The organism is Bacillus sp. SH5-2 (assembly GCF_008368905.1).
Taxonomy (GTDB): Bacteria; Bacillota; Bacilli; order Bacillales; family Bacillaceae_G; genus Bacillus_A; species Bacillus_A luti.
In genome coordinates, this window is the sequence record NZ_QOSD01000033.1 from 15,940 (window position 1) to 37,559 (window position 21,620).

Consider the following 21,620-nt stretch of genomic DNA (forward strand, 5'->3'; position numbering starts at 1 on the left):
TAATAAAAGGGTGAAAAGTATGAAAGTTGTTCAAACAAACAATGCACCACAAGCAATTGGACCATATTCACAAGGGATTATTGTAAATAATATGTTTTACAGTTCAGGACAAATTCCGTTAACTGCAAGTGGAGAGCTTGTAGCAGGAGACGTAACAGTACAAACAGAGCAAGTATTTCAAAATTTACAAGCAGTATTAGAAGAAGCAGGTGCCTCATTTGATACGGTAGTAAAAACAACAGTATTCTTAAAAGATATGGATGATTTTAATGCTGTTAATGAAGTATATGGATCTTATTTCTCTACTCATAAACCAGCACGTTCTTGTGTACAAGTAGCAAAATTACCGAAAGATGTTTCAGTTGAAATCGAAGTAATTGCCCTAGTTAAGTAAGTCTTTGTAAGCGATAACCTCTATTAATCTTTATATTCAACTGTGTTAAAAATTTTTATCTTAAAAATTTTTAAAAAATTAAAGGGAAAATAGAAATTTTGTGGAATTTATACAAATATATCGCTTATTTAGAAAAGGGTGGTGAACACAAGATGGAAGTAACTGACGTAAGATTACGCCGCGTAAACACAGAAGGCCGCATGAGAGCAATTGCCTCTATTACCCTAGACCATGAATTTGTTGTTCATGATATTCGTGTAATTGATGGTAATAATGGATTATTTGTAGCAATGCCAAGTAAACGTACTCCAGATGGAGAATTCCGTGACATTGCACATCCAATTAATTCTAATACACGCTCTAAAATTCAAGATGCGGTTTTAACAGAGTATCACCGTTTAGGCGAGTTAGAAGAGGTTGAGTTTGAAGAAGCGGGCGCTTCGTAAAATTCGAATGAAAAGGGCTTTTGAAAGAAAGCCTTATAATTTTGTAGCAAACCCCTGTAAGCATTTACAGGGGTTTGTTTTTTTGTGATTTTATATATTTTATATTCGGAAGATTCTAATTCCATTCAAGTGAAGAGGAGAAACTTCTAATTTTTTCAAAATCATTTTAAATAGTATAGCTTATTTCTTAAAAAAGATACTAAAGAGTAAAACATCTTATAAGAATTATGGTAAAATTTAATAGTTAAAATGTGTTTCTTGAAATATATGATGATTTAGGATAATATCGTTAATGGATAAATAGGTTGCGATGGAGGGTCTATATGTCAAACAGATTTGCAGTGATTCTAGCTGCAGGTAAAGGCACACGTATGAAGTCTAAGCTATACAAAGTGCTTCATCCTGTATGTGGAAAACCTATGGTACAACATGTTGTCGACCAAGTATCTCAATTGGGATTGCAGAAACTTGTAACAGTCGTAGGACATGGTGCTGAAATGGTACAAGAACAGCTAGGAAACGTAAGTGAGTTTGCATTACAAGCAGAACAACTTGGTACAGCGCATGCTGTAGATCAAGCTGCAAGTGTACTTGCAAATGAAGAAGGAACAACTTTAGTTATTTGTGGTGATACGCCGCTAATAACTGCTGAAACAATGGAAGCGTTGCTTCAGCAACATAAAGAAGCAGGGGCAATGGCAACGGTGCTAACAGCGTACATAGAAGAACCTGCTGGATATGGTCGTATCGTTCGTAATGAGAATGGTCATGTTGAAAAGATTGTTGAGCATAAGGATGCAAATGAAAAAGAATTAGCTATTAAAGAAATCAATACAGGTACGTATTGTTTTGATAATAAAGCTTTATTCGCTTCACTTTCTAAAGTTTCAAATGATAACGTACAAGGTGAATATTACCTTCCAGATGTTATTGAGATTCTAAAAAATGAAGGTCATATCGTATCAGCTTATCAAACAGAGCACTTCGATGAAACGTTAGGTGTTAACGACAGAGTCGCTCTATCGCAAGCGGAAGTTATTATGAAAAACCGTATCAACCGAAAAAATATGGTGAATGGTGTTACAATTATCGATCCAAGTAACACATATATTTCTGCCGACGCAATTATCGGTAGTGATACAGTTCTTCATCCAGGAACAGTTATTGAGGGTAATACTGTAATTGGTTCTGATTGTGAAATTGGACCACATACAGTAATTCGCGATAGTGAAATTGGAGATCGTACGACAATTCGTCAATCTACTGTACATGATAGTAAACTTGGTACAGAAGTAGCGGTTGGTCCATTTGCACATATTCGCCCAGATTCAGTTATTGGAGATGAAGTACGCGTTGGAAACTTCGTGGAAATCAAAAAAACTGTTTTTGGTAATAGAAGTAAAGCTTCACACTTAAGTTATATCGGGGATGCACAAGTTGGAGAAGACGTGAATCTTGGTTGTGGTTCAATTACGGTGAACTATGACGGCAAGAATAAATTCAAAACTGTGATTGGTAACGGGGTATTTATTGGATGTAATTCAAATCTAGTTGCGCCAATAACAGTTGAAGATGGTGCTTATGTAGCGGCAGGCTCTACAATTACAGAGAATGTTCCATCAAAAGCATTATCAGTAGCACGTGCACGTCAAGTTAACAAAGAAGACTATGTTGATCAATTGCTGAATAAGAAAAAATCATAATGTGGAGGGTTAATCTAGATGTCGACTCAATATCTAAATTCTAATTTGAAAGTATTCTCTTTAAACTCTAATAAGGAACTTGCTGAGCAAATCGCAAAGCATATTGGAGTAGGACTAGGAAAATGTTCTGTTGATCGTTTTAGTGATGGAGAAGTTCAAATTAACATTGAAGAAAGTATCCGTGGTTGCGATGTATTCATTATTCAATCTACAAGCTTCCCAGTAAACGAACATATCATGGAATTACTTATTATGATCGATGCATTAAAACGTGCATCTGCAAAAACAATTAATATTGTTATTCCTTACTATGGTTATGCGCGTCAAGACCGTAAAGCGCGTTCTCGTGAACCAATTACATCGAAACTTGTAGCAAACTTGCTTGAAACAGCAGGTGCAACTCGTGTAATCACTCTAGATTTACATGCTCCACAAATTCAAGGGTTCTTTGATATCCCAATCGACCACTTAATGGGTGTACCGATTCTTTCAGATTACTTTGAAACAAAAGGTCTTAAAGATATCGTAATCGTGTCTCCTGACCACGGTGGTGTAACTCGTGCTCGAAAAATGGCAGATCGCCTAAAAGCACCAATTGCTATTATTGATAAGCGACGTCCTCGTCCGAACGTATCCGAGGTAATGAACATTATCGGTAATATTGAAGGTAAAACAGCGATTTTAATTGATGACATCATTGATACAGCTGGTACAATTACATTAGCAGCAAACGCTCTTGTAGAGAACGGTGCTTCTGAAGTATATGCTTGCTGTACGCACCCAGTATTATCTGGTCCAGCAATTGAGCGTATTCAAAATTCAAATATTAAAGAGTTAGTTGTAACAAACTCTATTGTATTACCAGAAGAGAAGAAAATCGACAAAGTACATGAACTTTCAGTTGCTCCATTAATCGGAGAAGCGATCATTCGTGTATACGAAGAAGAATCTGTAAGTGTATTATTCAATTAATTGGATAGAATGAGACGTAACCAAGCTTGGTTACGTCTTTTCGTATCGAAAAAAGAAAGTAGTTGGTACAAGAATGAAATTGATAGTAGGACTTGGGAACCCAGGTAGAGAATATGAATTAACAAGGCATAATATTGGATTTATGGCGATTGATGAACTTGCAAAGCGTTGGAACATTTCTTTAAATGAACAAAAATTTAAAGGGGTATTTGGTGCAGGATTTGTTAATGGAGAAAAAGTAATATTATTAAAGCCGCTTACATATATGAATTTATCTGGGGAAAGCATTCGACCACTCATGGATTACTACAAGATTGACGTTGAGGACTTCGTTGTGTTGTACGATGATTTAGATATCCCTGTAGGTAAATTACGTCTTCGTATGAAAGGGAGTGCTGGTGGACATAATGGTGTAAAATCGACAATTTCACATTTAGGAACACAAGAATTTCAGCGTATCCGTATGGGAATTGATCGTCCGAAAAATGGAATGAAGGTAGTAGATTACGTATTAGGACGCTTTACATCTGAAGAAATCCCGGACGTTAATCATTCTATTGAAAAAGCAGCGGATGCATGTGAAGAATGGTTAAAAAAACCTTTCCTTCAAATTATGAATACTTTCAATAGTTAAGGGCATGATTGGGAATATTTTATTTTATTTTCACCCATACTAGTAGTAATTGGATATTTAGGAGGCTAGTATGGAAGGGTATTATTATTGCAGACATTGTGGGAGTAATGTAGGCTCCGTTACCGCAGAAAAAGTATATAGCGACGTTTTATTTCAACTAACAGAGCAAGAAGTAGTAGAGATGATTCGTTTTCATGAGAATGGAAATATATATATAAAAACAATCTGTGAATCGTGTCAAGAAACGCTTGCATCTTATCCCGAGTATTATGAATATGAAAAATTTCTACAATAAAATGTTGTCGCTTTGGCATGTCCAAAGCATTTTTCTGTTTTCTTTTTCCGAAATATTTGCATAAAATATAGTGGCTTGCTCTTTATGTTGAGAGGAGTTTTGAAAATGATAGGTTTATTAGAGCAGTTTTATAAAAATGAAGAGATACAATCGGTTATTAATGGGTTAGAAGATGGTTTAAAAGAGCAACTTGTATCAGGTATGGCAACATCTTCTCGTTCATTATTAATGGCAGCTTTATATAAAAAAACAAAAAAATCACAACTGATTGTGACACATAATCTATACCAAGCGCAAAAAGTACATGAAGATTTAGTGGCATTACTTGGTGAAAAAGATGTGTGGCTATATCCAGTAAATGAATTAATAGCATCAGAAGTTGGGGTTGCAAGTCCAGAATTGAAGGCGCAGCGCATTGAGGTGCTAAATCGCTTGGCGGCGGGAGAGAATGGGATTATTGTAGCGCCAGTTGCAGGTCTGCGTAGGTTTTTACCGATAAAAGAATTATGGAGGCAAAGGCAAATTGAAATCAATCTAGGGCAAGAGATTGATTTAGATGCACTCTTGCATACTTTACATCATATCGGCTATGAGCGTAAGTCAATGGTAGAAGCTCCAGGGGAGTTCAGTTTACGTGGGGGCATATTAGATATTTACCCATTAACTGAAGAATTACCATTTCGTATTGAATTTTTCGACACAGAAATCGATTCTATTCGATTATTTGATGTGAATGAACAGCGTTCTCAAGATAAAAAGGAAAGTATTAGATTCGGTCCAGCAACAGAGTTTTTATTTTCACAGGAAGAATTGAAATCGGGAATTAAGCATCTTGAAGAAGGTTTAACTAAGACGATGCAAAAACTTTCCGATGATAAATTAAAGACTACAGTGCTTGAGACGGTAAGTCATGAAATCGAAATGTTGAAAAATGGGCAGAGTATAGAGCAAATGTTTAAATATTTATCTATTTTCTATAAAGAACCTGCTAGTCTGATAGATTATTTACCAGAAGACGGTGTTGTCATTTTAGATGAGATTTCCCGCATTCAAGAAACAGCATCACATCTTGAAACAGAAGAGGCGGAATGGTATATATCACTTCTTGGCGAAGGAACAATTATTCAAGATTTATCTTTCTCTCACTCATTTGAGGGGTTTCTTCATCATAAAAAAAGAAGTTTTGTATATTTAACGTTATTCTTACGCCATATAGCACACACACATCCGCAAAATATTGTGAATGTGACATGTAAAACAATGCAAGATTTCCATGGGCAGATGCAGTTGTTAAAAACTGAAATTGATAGATGGAATGAAGGACACTTTACGACCGTTGTGCTTGGAACAGATGATGAACGTGTAAAAAAACTACAACATATTTTAAGTGATTATGATATTGAAGCAGATATTGTAGAGGGCACAGATATCTTATTGCCTGGAAGGTTACAAATTGCGGTAGGTGATTTACATGCAGGATTTGAAATGCCGATGCAAAAGTTCGTTGTCATTACTGAAAAGGAACTTTTTCATAAGAAAGTTAAGAAATCACAACGTAAGCAAAAGTTATCTAATGCTGAACGTATTAAAAGTTATTCGGAATTAAAAGTTGGGGACTATGTAGTTCATGTAAATCATGGTATAGGTAAATTTTTAGGTATTGAGACATTAGAGATTAATGGTGTTCATAAAGATTATTTGAATATCAAATATCAAGGTAATGATAAGTTATACGTTCCAATTGAACAAATTGACCAAGTGCAAAAATATGTAGGATCTGAAGGTAAGGATCCAAAAGTTTATAAATTAGGCGGAAATGATTGGAAGAAAGTCAAAACGAAAGTTGAAAAGTCCGTACAAGACATAGCAGATGACCTAATTAAATTATATGCTGAGCGCGAGGCTTCAAAAGGTTATGCATATACACCAGATACGGCGGAACAACAAGAATTTGAATCTTCTTTCCCGTATCAAGAGACAGAGGATCAGTTACGCTCTATTGAAGAAATTAAGAAAGATATGGAACGTGGACGTCCGATGGATAGGCTTCTTTGTGGTGATGTAGGATATGGGAAGACGGAAGTAGCTATTCGTGCTGCATTTAAAGCAATTATGGATGAAAAGCAAGTTGCGATTTTAGTGCCGACAACGATTCTGGCACAACAACACTATGAAACAATTCGAGAGCGTTTTCAAGATTATCCAATTAATATAGGATTATTAAGTAGGTTCCGTACGAGAAAACAGCAAAACGAAACGATTAAAGGCTTAAAAGATGGTACGGTAGATATTGTAATCGGAACGCATCGTATTTTATCTAAAGATGTTACTTATAAAGATTTAGGTCTTCTTATTATTGATGAAGAACAAAGATTTGGCGTAACGCATAAAGAAAAAATTAAACAATTAAAAGCAAATGTTGACGTATTAACATTAACGGCAACTCCGATTCCGCGTACGCTTCATATGTCTATGCTTGGTGTGCGTGATTTATCTGTTATTGAGACGCCGCCGGAAAATCGTTTCCCAGTTCAAACATATGTAGTAGAGTATAATCCAGCGTTAATGCGAGAAGCGATAGAACGCGAGCTTGCAAGAGGTGGTCAAATTTACTTCCTGTATAACCGTGTGGAGGATATCGAAAGAAAAGCAGATGAAATTTCGATGTTAGTTCCAGATGCTCGTGTAACATACGCGCATGGAAAAATGAATGAAAGTGAATTAGAGTCTGTTATGCTATCGTTTTTAGAGGGGCAGCATGATGTTCTTGTAAGTACAACAATTATTGAGACAGGCGTAGATATTCCAAATGTAAATACATTAATTGTATTTGATGCAGATCGTATGGGCTTATCGCAGTTGTATCAGCTTCGTGGGCGTGTTGGACGCTCTAATCGTGTCGCATATGCATACTTTGCATACAAACGAGATAAAGTGTTATCAGAAGTTGCAGAGAAGCGTCTGCAAGCAATTAAAGAGTTTACAGAACTGGGATCTGGTTTCAAAATCGCGATGAGGGACTTATCTATTCGTGGTGCTGGTAACTTATTAGGGGCAGAACAACATGGATTTATTGATTCTGTCGGATTTGACCTGTATTCTCAAATGTTAAAAGATGCAATTGAACAGCGCAGAGGGACAGATGGGGTTGAAAATACAGTTAATGTTGAAATTGACTTGGAAGTAGATGCATATTTACCAGATGCTTATATTTCAGATAGTAAGCAAAAAATTATGATGTATAAACAATTTAGAGGTGTTTCTACAATCGAGGATATTGAAGAATTACAGGAAGAAATGATCGATAGATTTGGTGATTACCCACAAGAAGTTGGTTATTTATTACAAATAGCAAATATTAAAGTATTGGCAATGAAAGAACAAATTGAGTTGATTAAACAAAATAAATTTGAAGTAACAATCCTATTCTCTGAACAAGCAAGCCAAAATATTGATGGTGGAAAATTATTCATGCTTGGAAATAGTTTTGGCCGTATGATTGGTCTTGGAATGGAAGGATCACAATTGAAAATCGTTATGAAAACGAATGGATTAGAGACATCGAAGTGGTTAACAATTGCTGAAAATTTATTAAAAGGCTTACCAGATGTAAAAAAAGAAGTAATAAATGCCTAATGTAAGATAAAAAAATACAATTCGACGTGCATAGAAGAACTAATGTGTAAAATACTATGTCTAACAGTTGGTGATTTTTACATGAACAGGTAAATTCACCACTTTGATCATCAGTAGAAAGTGAGGCAGCATTAGAATGAAAGCAACTGGAATCGTACGTCGAATTGATGATTTAGGCAGGGTAGTAATCCCGAAGGAAATTCGTAGAACTTTACGTATTCGAGAAGGAGACCCACTAGAAATATTTGTTGATCGCGATGGAGAAGTAATTTTGAAGAAATATTCTCCAATTAGTGAATTAGGTGACTTTGCAAAAGAATATGCAGATGCTTTATATGATAGTTTAGGACATAATGTGCTTGTGTGCGATCGAGATTCTATTATCGCAGTATCAGGTGTATCCAAAAAAGAATACTTAAATAAAAGTGTTGGGGATCTAATTGAAAAAACGATGGAAGAACGAAAGTCTGTTATTATGACGGACGAAAGTGATATTTCCATTATCGATGGTGTAACAGAAAAGGTTCATTCTTATACAGTTGGACCGATCGTTGCAAATGGAGACCCAATTGGAGCTGTCATTATTTTTTCAAAAGAAGCTATTATAAGCGAAATAGAGCATAAGGCGGTCAATACTGCAGCCAGTTTCTTAGCGAAACAAATGGAACAGTAAGTATTTATAATTTTAGAAGTAGCAATCTTTCCTAATTATGATATTTCTTTTAGAGAAATCAATTATTTGGAGATACATGTATATTGAATGAAGGTAGCGCTTTGCTACCTTTTTTCGTTGAACATTTTCTAGTGTTGCACGAACTTATTATCACTCGCGGAGGTAAGGGAGTTTGTCCTTTTCTTTGTGATATAATACGAGGGGTGAGAATAGAAAAAGGAGTTTTCTTGTATGGAAGCGAAGAAGTATCAAGCCTTTTGGCGTGGGGCTATTATATTAACAATCGCAAGTTTTATTACGAAAGTATTAAGCGCTTTTTACCGTATTCCATATCAAAATATAGCGGGTGATATTGGATTTTATATTTACCAACAAATTTATCCATTTTATGGATTTTGTTTAATTTTAGCTACTTATGGGTTCCCTATTATAATTTCAAAAATGGTCGCGGAACGATTAGAGCGAGGAAAGCAAAAAGAAGCAGAAGAAATTATTTGTGTATCTTTTTGGTTTTTATTAGGAATTGGTTTCGTAGGATTTTTTACATTGTTCTTTGGCGCTGAAACAATTGCAATAGCTATGGGCGATATACACTTAGATAAATTATTACGTGTTATTTCGTTTTCATTCATATTGATGCCATTTTTATCTGTAGCAAGAGGATATTTTCAAGGGTTTAATAATATGATGCCAACGGCTGTTTCGCAAGTGATAGAACAAACCATTCGGGTTTCTATTATTGTGTTTTTATCCCTATTTCTAATTGCTCACGGATTTGATTTATATACAGTTGGTGCAGGTGCTATGTTAGGTTCAATCGCAGGTGGACTGATTGGGATTATCGTATTGGTACTTTATATGCGTCGTGATTTTCGTTCTATATTCTTCAAAAGTTTGAAAAATATTAGGGGAAAAGGAAGGATAATTAAAATCCTTTTTTGGCAGGGGTTAGCGATTTGTGTTAGTAACTTAGTGCTTATTTTTATACAAATGGCTGATTCTGTCTCTTTCTATTCCTTACTTATTGGGGCGGGAGAACAAGCTGAAAGTGCAAAGGTATTAAAAGGTGTTTATGACAGAAGTATCCCGCTTATGCAATTAGGTACTGTTGTGACAACCTCTTTCTCGTTGTCACTTATTCCAATTATTACAGCAGCTAAAGAAAGAGGAGATCTTGCCTATATTCAAGAAAAGGTAAGGTTAGCAATGAAAATAACGTTCGTAATTGGATTTGCAGCTGCGATTGGATTAACTTGTATTATTCAACCTACGAATATTATGTTGTTTGAAAATAGTGATGGATCAGATGTTTTATCCATTTTATCTTTATCTATTTTATTTAGTTCATTGTCAATTACAACCGCTTCTATTTTACAAGGTTTAGGACAAATGTTAAAACCAGCAATATTTGTTGTATTTGGAGGTTGTTTAAAGTTAGCTTTAAACTATATACTAATGCCGTATTTTGGTGTAAAGGGAGCTGCAATTGCAACCTTAGTTGCGCTAATTGTAATTTCAATGCTAAATAGTGTGTTACTTATGCGAGCTGTATCGGAATCGCTTATCGATAAGCGGAATATGTTAGGTGTAGTTATTAGTGGTATTAGTATGGGAGTTGTATTAATAATGTTTATACGTGTGTTGCATATGTCTGGATTAGTAATTGATACGGGGCATAGAGGAATTGCAACACTTGAAGCGTTGTTAGGTGTAGCCATCGGCGGATTAACATATGTGTTTTTCATTTTAAAATTACGTGTATTTACAAAAAAAGAGCTAGGAACCGTTATGAAACAAGAGAAAAAAGAAGGTTCATTGAAGAAGAGTGGATAGAGGTGGCAGGTTGTGAGTGGAATCATTACGATTTTAGGATTAGGTGCTGGTGAATTAGATCAGCTAACGATGGGTGTATATCGAAAGATAAAAGAAGCAGACCATATGTTTGTTAGAACGAAGGAACATCCAGTTATAGAAGAGTTGGAGAAAGAAGGTATACAATATACGGCTTTTGACAATATATATGAAGCGCATGATACATTTGAAATTGTATATGAAACAATTGCGAATACATTACTAGAACAAGCTGAAGGTGCAGAAATCATCTACGCTGTCCCAGGGCATCCACTTGTAGCGGAAAGAACAGTTCAGCTACTGTTGGAAAAGGGAGAAATAGCAAATGTTGAAGTGCGAATTGAAGGTGGACAAAGTTTCCTTGATCCAATGTTCGCAAGTCTAAAAATCGATCCGATTGAAGGATTCCAATTAATTGACGCTACATCATTTGAAAGAGGGCAATTAGAATTACGTCAACATTTAATCTTTTGTCAAGTGTATGATGCGTTCGTTGCTTCAGATGTGAAGTTAACATTAATGGAAATGTTACCGGATGATTATGAGGTGTATATCGTAACAGCTGCGGGAACTTCGTTCGAACAAGTCAAAAAAGTACCATTGTACATGCTAGATCATGAAACAGAATTGAATAATTTAACGAGTGTGTATGTACCACCAGTTCAGGAACGTGCGTCCTTGTATCAACAGTTTGAAGTACTTAGAGAAATTATTGCAGACCTTCGTGGACCAAATGGTTGTCCGTGGGATAAAAAGCAAACACATCAATCTTTAAAGAAGTACTTAATTGAGGAAGCGTATGAAGTGTTGGAAGCAATTGATGAAGAGGACGATGATCATTTAGTTGAAGAACTAGGTGATGTATTATTACAAGTTATGCTGCATGCTCAAATCGGAGAAGATGAAGGTTGGTTCTCTATAGATGATATCATTCGAACTCTATCTGAGAAAATGGTTCGTCGCCATCCACATGTATTTGGAAATGCGGATGTAGATGATGCTGATGAAGTAATTGCCAATTGGGAAGAAATTAAAAAACAAGAAAAAGGATTTGTAAAAGAATCTGTTTTAAATGGAGTTCCAAAAAGTTTGCCGCAGTTACTACGCGCTTATGAAATCCAGAAAAAAGCTGGCAAGGTTGGTTTCGATTGGGTTGATGTACAGCCGATGATAGAGAAGGCCTTAGAAGAATGGCAAGAGTTCCAACAAGAAGTTACAAACATGGATGAGGCGAAGATGTTAAGTGAATTTGGCGATTTACTATTTGCATTTGTTAATATAGCTCGTCATTATAAAATAGATCCAGAAGAAGCATTACGTTCAACGAATGAGAAATTCGTCGGTCGTTTTTTATACATGGAAGCAAAAGTAGCTGAAATGAATAAAGAAATGCAAGATTTATCATTAGAACAGTTAGATGTTTTATGGGAAGAGGCAAAACAAACAGAGCGTTAATAGGGGGATTTGATATGCGTCTAGATAAGTTTTTGAAAGTATCACGTTTAATTAAAAGAAGAACATTAGCGAAAGAAGTAGCTGACCAAGGGAGAATATCAATTAATGGTCAAGTGGCAAAAGCAAGTTCAGATGTGAAAGTGGCTGACGAATTAACAATTCGTTTTGGTCAAAAAATAGTAACTGTAAAAATAAATGAATTGAAAGAAACAACTAAAAAAGAAGATGCAGCAAATATGTATAGTTTAGTTCGCGAAGAAAAAGTAAAGGCCGAAGAAGGCTTGTTCTAAAATCGATTATCCCTTCATACATTACTATTAGCTAGTATAAATCTATGGGGGGATTTACGTGAATAATGGTTACTCACCTATGTCTTCTAATCAGCAAAACGTTTCTGTAGAGCATGATATTGTTATGCGTGGCAGGCGTGTAATCGATATTACGGGTGTAAAGCAGGTAGAGAGTTTTGATAGCGAAGAGTTTTTACTCGAGACCGTAATGGGTTTTTTAACAATTCGTGGTCAAAATTTACAAATGAAAAATTTAGATGTAGAAAAAGGTGTTGTATCGATTAAAGGGAAAGTTCATGAGATGCTGTATATTGATGAGAATCAAGGGGAGAAAACTAAAGGTTTCTTTAGTAAGTTGTTTAAATGAGTCTAACAATTCAGCTGTATACAATGCTTTCAATGATTGGAATGGGTGCTTGGATTGGGGCATCTTTAGATACATATCAACGGTTTTTAAAGCGTCCAGAACGTAAACGTTGGCTTGTATTTATACATGATATACTATTTTGGATTGTCCAAGCATTATTTGTTTTTTATGTATTGCTTCTTGTAAATGAGGCTGAACTACGTATATATGTGTTTTTGGCATTATTATGTGGTTTTGCGGCATATCAAAGCATGTTGAAAGCACTATACATGAAGCTGTTAAATTTTCTCATCTATATTTTTGTGCAAACAACACACTTTTTTGTTCAAATTATAAAGCTACTCATGATAAAACCTGTTATTATTATAGCGCAGCTATTTATTGCAGTTATATTATTCTTATTTCGTATACTGCTTTCAATTGGACATGTGTTATGGAAAATGGTGATTTGGATATTACTTTTCATATGGAAAGTTTTTTTCTGGCCTGTTCGATTTATTACTTCGCTCATATGGAAACTTCTCCCTAATCGTGTTAAACTTTTTATAATGAAACATGTAGGGTTCCTGCAATATATAGCAAAATTGAAGGGCCATATCTTCCAATTGTGGGAGCGTATAAAAAAGAAGTTAGGGGGACCTCGGAAATGAGGGAACTGAGACAAAGAACAATCGAAAAACAGAGTCCAAATCCTGTTAAAGAGCATATAATACAAACGGATGAGAACAGGAAGCGACTTTATCGCCGTTTAGCGGTTTTTCTTGTCTTTGCTTTTACAATTATTGCGAGTATTAGTGTAACGTTTTATCAACAAAACAGTTCCATTAAAGCAAAAGAAGCAAAAGTTAAGGACATGAAAAAAGAACTGGATTCATTAACGAATAAAGAAAAGAGTCTAAAAGACGAAGTTCAAAAGTTAAATGATGAAGAGTACGTATTAAAGATTGCTAGAAGGGATTATTTCTTCTCTGGAAAAGGGGAGATAATTTTTCCTGTTTCTAAGTAGAGTATGTCTTATTGACACTATATTTTAGGATTATATATAATAAAGTAAAATTTGACTTTTTAACCACTAAGGAGGAGCATTTTTTTTATGTCAATCGAGGTAGGCAGCAAGTTACAGGGTAAAGTAACAGGTATTACAAATTTTGGGGCTTTTGTGGAGCTGCCAGAAGGCTTAACGGGTCTTGTTCATATTAGTGAAGTTGCTGATAATTATGTGAAAGATATTAACGATCACTTAAAAGTGGGCGACCAAGTAGAAGTAAAAGTTATTAATGTTGAAAAAGATGGCAAGATTGGTCTATCTATTAAAAAAGCGAAAGAGCGTGAAAAAACAGAAGGAGATCGTCCACGTGGTGAATACCAACGCGGTGGTGATCAACAACGTTCTGGACGTCCACAACGTAATAATCGTTCTTTCAATAGAGATAACCGCGGTGGCGGTAACGACCGAGCTCCAAAAGAAACATTTGAGCAAAAGATGGCACGCTTTTTAAAGGATAGTGAAGATCGTTTAACTTCTTTAAAGCGTAACACAGAATCTAAACGTGGTGGCCGTGGCGCACGTCGCGGATAATAAGACCGTTTAATTCTTAATATATAGAGAGGTACCCAGAGCGATTGCTCGGGTGCTTTTTTATATGAGAAAATATATTTTTAAAAAAGTTTTCAAGATGTGTTGACTTTAAATTATATCTGATGTAAGATACTAATTGTCCGTTAAATAAGACGACATGGCGGTGTAGCTCAGCTGGCTAGAGCGTACGGTTCATACCCGTGAGGTCGGGGGTTCGATCCCCTCCGCCGCTATATTTATTTTAACGGCCCGTTGGTCAAGTGGTTAAGACACCGCCCTTTCACGGCGGTAACACGGGTTCGAATCCCGTACGGGTCATCTAAAAAGATCATGCAAATGTGCATGATCTTTTTTTGTTAAATAAATTAAGATATACAATACTTCTACAAAATCACCCTATATTTTCTGAAAGTTCTGTTAAAATGCCGGAGATAAGTTACATACTATGTATATATGTAGAATTATTTCAAATAAAAAGTCGAACGATTATAAAAGTGAAAACTGTTGTTTTGACAAAAATCCCAATAATCATCTTTTATAATGACAGTAATTAAACTATGCAGGTGGTGTTAAAAATATGCCTAAAGCAGGAAGGAATACTATGAATACAAGTGCATTGGCGATGAATGAGAGTCAGCTTGGAACAATAAAGTGGATGAGTAAGTTGCGAATGAAGTTTGAACAAATTTTCTTTAGATGGGGATTTATTATTGTTGTTATCGGTTTTCTTTTGGGACGAGCATATATATTAACAAACATTTTACCGTTTGCATTGCCATTTTTTGCTGCTGTTTATGTTATGAAGCGAGATAAAATGCCGCTCGCATTCTTGGCTCTCATGGGTGGAGCACTTTCAGTTTCGATAGATAATTTATTTTTTACCTTTGCATCTATTTTTACTTTCTTCATTTATAATATCTTCTTTAGTCGGTTTACACGCAAAACTGTTGGACTTGTTCCATTCCAAGTATTTATCTCCGCATTAACTGCACACTTAGTTGTTGTCTATTTCGCGCAACAGACTGTCACCATGTACGATTTACTTGTTAGTACGATTGAAGCGGGGCTTAGCTTCGTGTTAACTATGATATTTTTACAAAGTGTTCCGCTTTTGGTAGAAAGGAAAGGAAAACAACAAGCATTAGAGACGGAAGAAATCGTTTGTTTAATTATATTACTAGCATCTGTATTAACGGGTACAACAGATTGGTTTGTATATGATGCGTCGATTCAACATATTTTTACTAGGTATTTAGTGCTAGTATTTGCATTTATTGCGGGTGCTGCTACAGGGTCTACAGTGGGAGTTGTTACTGGATTAATATTAAGTTTAGCGAATGTGTCCAGTTTGTCTCAGCTTAGTCTGCTTGCTTTTTCTGGATTGCTTGGTGGGTTGTTAAAAGAAGGGAAGCGTCTAGGTGTTAGTTTAGGTTTATTAATTGGGACAAGCTTGATTACGTTATATGTAGACAAGCAAACGAATATTGTAACAACTTTAATTGAATCCGGTGTGGCGATTGTGTTCTTCTTATTAACACCAAAACTTGTTATGGATCGTATTGCTAAATTTATGCCAGGTACACAGGAACATTCGCAGGATCAACAACAATATTTAAGAAGGATGCGTGATGTTACAGCGAATAAAATTAATCAATTTGCAAATGTGTTTGCTGCTTTATCTAATAGCTTTTCTGTATATGGGTATGTGGAGGAGGAAGATAAAGAGACAGAGGCAGATTTGTTCTTAAGTACAATTACCGCAAAAACATGTCAAACGTGTTTTAAAAAGGATCAATGCTGGGTAGTTAATTTCGATAAAACATATGATTATATGAAACAAATCATGAGTGAAACGGAAGAAGGGACGTTGCAACATAATCGAAAGTTAGTTCGTGAATGGGACAAGCATTGTGTCAGAGGAAAAAAAGTGACGGATTTAGTAGCAGGTGAATTAGACCACTTCTATGAAGGACAGAAATTACGAAAGCAAATGAAAGAAAATCGTAGAATAGTAGCGGAACAATTATTAGGTGTATCAAAAGTTATGGAGGATTTTGCTAAGGAAATACAAAAAGAGCGAGAAAATCATCAAGTACAGGAAGAACAGATTTTGCAGGCGTTTCGTGATTTCGGTGTTGAAGTGGAGCATGTTGATATTTATTGTTTGGATAGAGGAAGTATTGACATTGAAATGTTGATTCCAGCTGCATCTAATGAACACGGAGAGTGTGAAAAATTAGTTGCACCGATGCTTTCTGATATTCTAAAAGAAAATATTGTTGTTAAGCATGAAGAAAAATCTTCTTATCCAAATGGGCACAGCTTAATATCGTTTGGTTCGGCAAAGACGTATTCCCTTGATACAGGGTTGGCTACAGCTGCAAAAGGTGGTGGGTTCGTTTCGGGTGATTCTTATGCGATGATGGATTTAAGTGTTGGTAAGTATGCACTTGCGATTAGTGATGGTATGGGAAATGGGCAAAGAGCTCATATGGAGAGTAAGGAAACGGTAAAATTATTACAAAAAATACTTCAATCAGGTATTGATGAGGAAATAGCAATTAAGTCTATTAATTCAATTCTTTCTTTAAGAACGACAGAAGAAATGTTCACGACGTTGGACTTAGCTATGGTAGATTTACGGGATGCGAGTGCAAAGTTTTTAAAGATTGGGTCGACGCCGAGTTTTGTTAAGCGCGCGAATAATATTTTGAAAATTGAGGCAAGTAACTTACCGATGGGAATTATTGAAGATGTTGAAGTTGACGTGGTAGGTGAGCAATTAAAAACAGGCGATATCCTTATTATGATGAGTGATGGGATTTTTGAGGGAGCGCAACATGTGGAAAACCATGAACTATGGATGAAGCGAAAAATTAAAGAATTGCAAACCGAAGACCCACAAGAAATTGCTGATATCATTATGGAAGAAGTAATTCGATCTTGTGATGGTTATATAAATGACGATATGACTATTGTTGTGGCGAAAGTGAAGAAAAATATGCCGAAGTGGGCTACGATTCCAATTGTAGGAATGCAGGCGCAATAAAGTGTTACTTTATTTGGTGGGTTGTTTGGTCACTACCGATTAATATAGTGTATTTATAAAAAACCTAGGTGAATGCCTAGGTTTTTTGTTTTAAAAGGTAATGGTATTATTTTTGTGAATATGTACGAAGGATGTAAGATAAAAATGCAATTTTTGTATATCTTTTTTTTGCACAATGTTTGTAAAAGTTGTACCATTATAGACAAGGCAACTAACGTTGCTGTTCTTGTTTAATGAAAGGTGATTACGAAGTTGAAAGATACATTTGTTGAAAAGGTAGATGACTTTGTAAAGCAGCACGACGTATTAAAGGAACGTTCAACAATTGTTGTAGGAGTTTCTGGTGGTCCTGACTCTTTGGCTCTTTTATATTATTTGTTAGAAAAAAAAGAGGCAAAACGGTTGGAAATTGTAGTAGCGCATGTAGACCATATGTTTAGAGGCGATGAATCTCATGAGGACCTACAGTTTGTGCAGAATCTTTGTAAAGAGCTGGGGGTTATTTGTGAAACAATAAGGATTAATGTATCGCAATATCAACAGCAATACGGGATGAATGCGCAGGTTGCTGCTAGAGAATGCAGATATGCATTTTTGGAAAGAATAATGAAGAAATATGATGCGAGATATGTAGCTCTTGGGCATCATGGAGATGATCAAGTAGAGACAATTTTAATGCGCCTTGTACGAGGGAGTACTCCAAAAGGGTATGCAGGAATTGCAGTGAAGCGTCCTTTTCATAATGGATATTTAATTAGGCCGTTACTTGGAGTAACGAAGGAAGAAATTATTAATTACTGTAATAAGCTAAATGTAATTCCCCGTATAGATCCGAGTAATAAAAAGGAAGTATATACAAGGAATCGATTACGTAAATATGTCCTTCCTCATTTGAAAGAAGAAAATCCACAAGTGCATGAGAAATTTCAAAAATTTAGCGTGCAGATGCAAGAGGATGAGGCTTATTTGCAGGAATTAGCTTTTGAGAAAATGAATAAAGTAATTACAAAAAAAAGTGATAAACAAATTAGCTTATCAATTCCTGCCTTCGAATCCATGTCTTTGCCTTTACAAAGGAGAGGGATTCAACTAATATTAAACTATCTTTATGAATATAAGATTCCGTCTTCTCTTTCTTCTATACATATTGACAAAGTGATTGAGTTTTTTAAGCGGACACAACCTTCGGGTTCACTTGATTTCCCAGGTGATTTAAAAATTGTCCGAACATACGAGGAGTGTAGCTTTAGATTTAAACAAGAAATTGTTTCTCCTTTTTCGCAAGGTTTATCAGTACCAGGGATAGTTACATTATCGAACGGTGATAAACTGGTAACAGAGGTGAGCGAAGATATACCAAGTAACATGAATGAAACAGTATTTGTTGCTAAGTATAATGATATATCTTATCCACTTCGTATTCGCTCTAGAGAAAATGGAGATCGCATGTCAATACAAGGTATGAATGGCACCAAAAAGATAAAAGCTATTTTTATCGAAGCGAAAGTACCAAAAGAAAAAAGGGAAGAATGGCCGGTCGTTTGTGATGCAAGTGGAAATATTATTTGGGTACCCTTGTTGAAGCGATCTGCATTTGCTGTTTCGAAAGAAATGGCAAAGAAGGATAAATATATGATTATTCACTACAAAAGCAAGGAGTCTTCCGGGAGGATAATGAAATGATGAATCAAGATATCGAAAAAGTATTAATTTCTGAAGAACAAATACAAGAAAAGGTGCGCGAATTAGGTGCGATTATTGCAGAGGATTACAAAAACACAGTACCTCTTGCGATTGGTGTATTAAAGGGCGCAATGCCATTTATGGCAGATTTATTAAAGAGAACAGATACATATCTTGAAATGGATTTTATGGCTGTATCTAGCTACGGTCACTCTACAGTTTCAACAGGTGAAGTGAAAATTTTAAAAGACCTTGATACTTCTGTAGAAGGTCGCGATATTTTAATCGTTGAAGATATTATTGATAGCGGTCTTACGCTAAGTTATTTAGTAGACCTATTCAAATATCGTAAAGCGAAATCTGTAAAAATTGTTACGCTATTAGATAAGCCAACAGGCCGCAAGGTTGATCTGAAAGCAGATTATGTTGGGTTTACTGTTCCACATGAATTCGTTGTAGGATATGGATTAGATTATAAAGAGCAGTACCGTAATCTTCCTTATGTGGGAGTATTAAAACCAAGTGTTTACTCAAATTAATTAAATACAGGCGTTACAATTGTATAGGAAAGTTTTTCTATGTTACGATTTACTATAGTGTTTATGCCGTGAGAGGAGGTTAGGAATGAATCGTATCTTCCGTAATACCATCTTTTATTTACTGATATTCCTAGTAGTAATTGGAATCGTGAGTTATTTTAATGGTTCGACGCAAAAAACGACACCAGTTAGCTACGATAAATTCATTACTAAACTAGAAAAAGGTGAAGTGCGCAACGTGCAACTTCAACCGAAAAATGGTGTGTTTGAAGTAAAAGGACAATTTAATACTTCTAGTCAAGGAGAACAATTTGTTACTTATGCACCAAATACTGAGGAATTACAAAAGAAAATTAATGATAAAGCGCAGGGTGCTGAAGTTAAGTATCAACCAGCAGAAGAAACAAGTGCTTGGGTAACATTCTTTACTTCTATCATTCCGTTTGTCATCATCTTCATTTTATTCTTCTTCTTATTAAACCAAGCTCAAGGCGGCGGTAGCCGTGTTATGAACTTCGGAAAAAGTAAGGCGAAGTTATATAATGACGAAAAGAAAAAAGTTCGTTTCAGAGATGTTGCTGGAGCGGATGAAGAGAAACAAGAGCTTGTTGAGGTAGTTGAATTCTTGAAAGATCCTCGTAAGTTCGCTGAAGTTGGTGCCCGTATTCCGAAGGGTGTTCTATTAGTGGGACCTCCAGGTACAGGTAAAACTTTACTAGCACGTGCCGTTGCAGGTGAAGCTGGCGTTCCGTTCTTCTCTATTAGTGGTTCTGACTTCGTAGAGATGTTTGTCGGTGTCGGTGCATCTCGTGTACGTGATTTATTCGAAAATGCAAAGAAAAATGCTCCTTGTATCATCTTCATTGACGAAATTGATGCAGTAGGACGTCAACGTGGTGCCGGTCTTGGTGGTGGCCATGATGAACGTGAACAAACATTGAACCAATTACTTGTTGAAATGGATGGATTCGGTGCAAACGAGGGTATTATTATCATCGCTGCGACAAACCGTCCTGATATCCTTGATCCAGCGTTATTACGTCCAGGTCGTTTTGACCGTCAAATTACAGTAGATCGTCCAGATGTAAATGGCCGTGAAGCTGTACTGAAAGTACATGCTCGTAATAAACCGCTTGATGAGAATATCAACTTAAGAGCAATTGCAACTCGTACGCCAGGATTCTCTGGTGCCGATCTTGAAAACTTATTAAACGAAGCTGCTTTAGTAGCTGCGCGTCAAGATAAGAAGAAAATTGATATGAGTGACATCGATGAAGCAACGGATCGTGTTATTGCAGGTCCGGCTAAGAAGAGTCGTGTTATCTCTGAAAAAGAACGTAATATCGTTGCTTTCCATGAAGCGGGTCACACTGTAATTGGTGTTGTTCTTGATGAAGCCGATGTCGTTCATAAAGTAACAATTGTCCCTCGTGGTCAAGCTGGTGGATATGCAGTAATGCTTCCGAAAGAAGATCGTTACTTCATGACAAAACCGGAGTTACTTGATAAAATCACTGGTTTACTTGGTGGTCGAGTAGCTGAAGAGATTGTATTTGGTGAAGTAAGTACAGGTGCTCACAACGACTTCCAACGTGCGACTGGTATTGCAAGACGTATGGTTACAGAATTTGGTATGAGTGACAAACTTGGACCAATGCAATTCGGTAGCTCACAAGGTGGTCAAGTGTTCTTAGGAAGAGACTTCCATTCAGAACAAAACTATAGTGATGCGATTGCACATGAAATCGATATGGAAATGCAAACGATCATGAAAGAATGTTATGCTCGTGCAAAACAAATTCTTACTGACAATCGTGATAAGCTAGATCTTATTGCGAAAACGTTACTTGAAGTAGAAACGTTAGATGCAGAGCAAATCAATCATTTATGTGATTACGGCAGATTGCCAGAACGTCCAACATCTTCAACTGATGTGAAAGTAAACATCAACATGAAGAAAGACGATGAAGAATCAGAAGATAAGTAAGAAATGAAGGAGTGACGATAGTCACTCCTTTTTTGTTTGTTGAAATTTTTTCTAATTATCGTTGAGA

At 35.9% G+C, this 21,620-nt stretch carries 19 protein-coding genes and 2 tRNA genes; all 21 read left to right on the top strand.

The window, feature by feature from the left end; all coding sequences use genetic code 11:
* Positions 1-19: 19 nt before the first annotated feature.
* Positions 20-394 (top strand): RidA family protein, encoded by a 375-nt coding sequence (locus DN410_RS25035; RefSeq protein ID WP_060629179.1) that lies wholly within the window; start codon positions 20-22, stop codon positions 392-394.
* A 152-nt stretch (positions 395-546) separates the two neighbouring features.
* Complete coding sequence (gene spoVG, locus DN410_RS25040) at positions 547-840, top strand: septation regulator SpoVG (RefSeq protein ID WP_000454042.1); 294 nt, start codon at positions 547-549, stop codon at positions 838-840.
* A 323-nt stretch (positions 841-1,163) separates the two neighbouring features.
* A complete protein-coding gene (glmU, locus tag DN410_RS25045; RefSeq protein ID WP_149178464.1) occupies positions 1,164-2,543 on the top strand; it encodes a bifunctional UDP-N-acetylglucosamine diphosphorylase/glucosamine-1-phosphate N-acetyltransferase GlmU in 1,380 nt (459 codons plus the stop codon).
* A gap of 18 nt (positions 2,544-2,561) precedes the next feature.
* Positions 2,562-3,515, top strand: a complete 954-nt coding sequence (locus DN410_RS25050; protein WP_000107420.1) for a ribose-phosphate diphosphokinase — start codon at positions 2,562-2,564, stop codon at positions 3,513-3,515.
* Between the two features lie 73 nt (positions 3,516-3,588).
* The gene (gene pth / locus DN410_RS25055) at positions 3,589-4,149 is read left to right on the top strand and encodes an aminoacyl-tRNA hydrolase (RefSeq protein ID WP_088233030.1); all 561 of its coding nucleotides are present in this window, start codon (positions 3,589-3,591) and stop codon (positions 4,147-4,149) included.
* Positions 4,150-4,219: 70 nt separating this feature from the next.
* Positions 4,220-4,444, top strand: a complete 225-nt coding sequence (locus tag DN410_RS25060) for an anti-sigma-F factor Fin family protein (RefSeq protein WP_000399443.1) — start codon at positions 4,220-4,222, stop codon at positions 4,442-4,444.
* 105 nt (positions 4,445-4,549) lie between these two features.
* Positions 4,550-8,080: a transcription-repair coupling factor gene (gene mfd / locus DN410_RS25065; RefSeq protein WP_149178465.1), complete on the top strand. Its 3,531-nt coding sequence runs from the start codon at positions 4,550-4,552 to the stop codon at positions 8,078-8,080.
* A 136-nt stretch (positions 8,081-8,216) separates the two neighbouring features.
* Complete coding sequence (gene spoVT, locus DN410_RS25070; RefSeq protein WP_000648302.1) at positions 8,217-8,753, top strand: stage V sporulation protein T; 537 nt, start codon at positions 8,217-8,219, stop codon at positions 8,751-8,753.
* A 231-nt stretch (positions 8,754-8,984) separates the two neighbouring features.
* Complete coding sequence (locus tag DN410_RS25075) at positions 8,985-10,586, top strand: putative polysaccharide biosynthesis protein (RefSeq protein WP_149178466.1); 1,602 nt, start codon at positions 8,985-8,987, stop codon at positions 10,584-10,586.
* A 12-nt stretch (positions 10,587-10,598) separates the two neighbouring features.
* The gene (gene yabN / locus DN410_RS25080; protein WP_149178467.1) at positions 10,599-12,059 is read left to right on the top strand and encodes a bifunctional methyltransferase/pyrophosphohydrolase YabN; all 1,461 of its coding nucleotides are present in this window, start codon (positions 10,599-10,601) and stop codon (positions 12,057-12,059) included.
* A 14-nt stretch (positions 12,060-12,073) separates the two neighbouring features.
* Positions 12,074-12,349, top strand: a complete 276-nt coding sequence (locus DN410_RS25085) for an RNA-binding S4 domain-containing protein (RefSeq protein ID WP_001234876.1) — start codon at positions 12,074-12,076, stop codon at positions 12,347-12,349.
* A 58-nt stretch (positions 12,350-12,407) separates the two neighbouring features.
* Positions 12,408-12,716: a sporulation protein YabP gene (gene yabP / locus DN410_RS25090; RefSeq protein ID WP_001059102.1), complete on the top strand. Its 309-nt coding sequence runs from the start codon at positions 12,408-12,410 to the stop codon at positions 12,714-12,716.
* Positions 12,713-13,366, top strand: coding sequence for a spore cortex biosynthesis protein YabQ (gene yabQ, locus DN410_RS25095; protein WP_149178468.1), 654 nt, complete (start codon positions 12,713-12,715; stop codon positions 13,364-13,366). Before yabP ends, yabQ begins: the two co-directional genes overlap by 4 nt.
* Positions 13,363-13,722 carry a cell division protein DivIC gene (gene divIC, locus DN410_RS25100; protein WP_001208736.1) on the top strand — a complete coding sequence of 120 codons (360 nt, stop codon included), beginning with the start codon at positions 13,363-13,365 and terminating at the stop codon, positions 13,720-13,722. The genes yabQ and divIC overlap by 4 nt, the downstream gene beginning before the upstream one ends.
* 87 nt (positions 13,723-13,809) lie before the next feature.
* Positions 13,810-14,295, top strand: a complete 486-nt coding sequence (locus DN410_RS25105) for a S1 domain-containing RNA-binding protein (protein WP_000021451.1) — start codon at positions 13,810-13,812, stop codon at positions 14,293-14,295.
* 159 nt (positions 14,296-14,454) lie between these two features.
* Positions 14,455-14,528: transfer RNA gene (locus tag DN410_RS25110), tRNA-Met, on the top strand.
* 13 nt (positions 14,529-14,541) lie between these two features.
* A tRNA-Glu gene (locus DN410_RS25115) sits at positions 14,542-14,613 on the top strand.
* Between the two features lie 259 nt (positions 14,614-14,872).
* Positions 14,873-17,344 (top strand): stage II sporulation protein E, encoded by a 2,472-nt coding sequence (gene spoIIE / locus DN410_RS25120; RefSeq protein ID WP_149178469.1) that lies wholly within the window; start codon positions 14,873-14,875, stop codon positions 17,342-17,344.
* Positions 17,345-17,596: 252 nt separating this feature from the next.
* Positions 17,597-19,027, top strand: coding sequence for a tRNA lysidine(34) synthetase TilS (gene tilS, locus DN410_RS25125; RefSeq protein WP_149178470.1), 1,431 nt, complete (start codon positions 17,597-17,599; stop codon positions 19,025-19,027).
* Positions 19,024-19,566 (top strand): hypoxanthine phosphoribosyltransferase, encoded by a 543-nt coding sequence (gene hpt, locus DN410_RS25130; RefSeq protein WP_000981842.1) that lies wholly within the window; start codon positions 19,024-19,026, stop codon positions 19,564-19,566. Before tilS ends, hpt begins: the two co-directional genes overlap by 4 nt.
* 85 nt (positions 19,567-19,651) lie before the next feature.
* A complete protein-coding gene (gene ftsH / locus DN410_RS25135; RefSeq protein ID WP_149178471.1) occupies positions 19,652-21,553 on the top strand; it encodes an ATP-dependent zinc metalloprotease FtsH in 1,902 nt (633 codons plus the stop codon).
* Positions 21,554-21,620: the final 67 nt, after the last annotated feature.